Origin of the sequence: Streptomyces sp. JJ66, from assembly GCF_019303495.1 — a bacterium.
Lineage (GTDB): Bacteria > Actinomycetota > Actinomycetes > Streptomycetales > Streptomycetaceae > Streptomyces.
In genome coordinates, this window is record NZ_JAEVFI010000045.1 from 15,504 (window position 1) to 16,899 (window position 1,396).

A 1,396-nucleotide genomic window follows, 5' to 3' on the forward strand; every position below is an offset into this window, starting at 1 on the left:
GCCGCCGGGCAACTGCTAGACGATGGCACCGCGCGCGGGGCCAGCTCTGCTGTGGTCCCCGAAGTCATCGTGCGGCGGGACGACAGGAACCCTTACCGCCCTCATGAGCGGGGCGGTAAGGGTGATAAGGGTGATAAACCGTCTGACCAGCGCAAACAACGGGGCGATAAGGGGTGCCGTAAGGGGGGCGGTAAGTCCCGCCCCGGCGCCCTCGAAGACTCGGCCCCCCCTGCTACGAGCGCACTCCGGCGCCGTGCCCGGTGCTGTACCGGGGCACTTCGCACCCCTGACCGACCTGCTGAGAGTGGGTCAGTCAAGCTGGTACTCGGCTGAGAGCTCCCGGCCAGGACCTAGGAAGTCCACGGCATACTCTGTCAGTTCGCCGTTCTGATCCCAGTAGCTGTTCGTCATCGTGAGCCCTGGACTCTCCGGTGCGACGCCCAGAACTCCCGCCGCGTCCTCGGGCACGGGCCGGATGGCGACGACATCGCGCCTACGGATGACCCGACGGCCGGTGCGTTCCTCCACCAAGCCGAACGTCATCTTCGGCAGAGGATCGGTGGACAGCAGCTCTGGGGCCGACTCGGCGAACACCCCGGGCAGCCACGACGTGGACAAGCTCACGACACCCTGCGAATCCTTGTAGACCCGCTGACGCTGCACCACGTCCTCCCCTTGTGAGAGCCCGAACGCGGCGGCGACGGATTCAGGTGCGGGAACGAGGTCCGAGAACAGCACTTCCGTGCTCTCCCCGTCGCGGAAGCCGGTACCGCCGGCCCGGAGCATCGTCAAGCGGTCCGGACCCGTGGTCTGCGTGCGTCGCGCGCTGACGATCGTTCCTACCCCCGGGATGGACTCAGCGAAGCCGTCCGCCCGCAGGACAGCCGCCACACGGGTGGCGGTAGCTGTGGACACACCTTCGGTTCTTTCGATCTCCCGGACGGATGGGATGCGATCGCCAGGCATGAGCTCCCCACGCTCAATCTGCTGCCTGATCTGCGCAGCGATCCTCTGATACGGGGCCAAAGCCTGCTGCATCTTGTCCACCTCTGAGACCTCCGCTCTAAAGCGCTCTAGGACACCTATTGACAGTCTCGGCTGCTCTAGAACACTCTAGAGCCCGGCAAGGCCGAGCGACAGAGGCGTCTTAGCCAAGCTGCTTGCCCTGCCCCAAGTCATGTATGCCCTGGCGGGCTGGCACCCGCCAGGGCTGAGCATCCACAGAGATTGGGGTCTCACGATGCAGTTCGAGAGTAACGCTCAAGCGGGGACGGCCACGGCGGTGCAGCCCGGGATTCTCCGGTCGCAGGTGTCGTTGTTTGGTGAGGATGAACCGGCGGAGCGTGAGACGCGGGTGGAGGTGCCGGTGCGGCTGTGCCTGACCTTCGCGGAGATG

The 1,396-nt window shown here is 65.8% G+C and carries 1 protein-coding gene; it reads right to left on the reverse strand.

The window, feature by feature from the left end:
• Positions 1 to 309: 309 nt before the first annotated feature.
• Positions 310 to 1,038 (reverse strand): GntR family transcriptional regulator, encoded by a 729-nt coding sequence (locus JJV70_RS21645; protein WP_219049728.1) that lies wholly within the window; start codon positions 1,036 to 1,038, stop codon positions 310 to 312.
• Positions 1,039 to 1,396: the final 358 nt, after the last annotated feature.

Bases quoted from the DNA above. Each gene is read 5' to 3' on its own strand.
- JJV70_RS21645 (WP_219049728.1), bottom strand. From the start codon at position 1,038: ATGCAGCAGGCTTTGGCCCCGTATCAGAGGATCGCTGCGCAGATCAGG.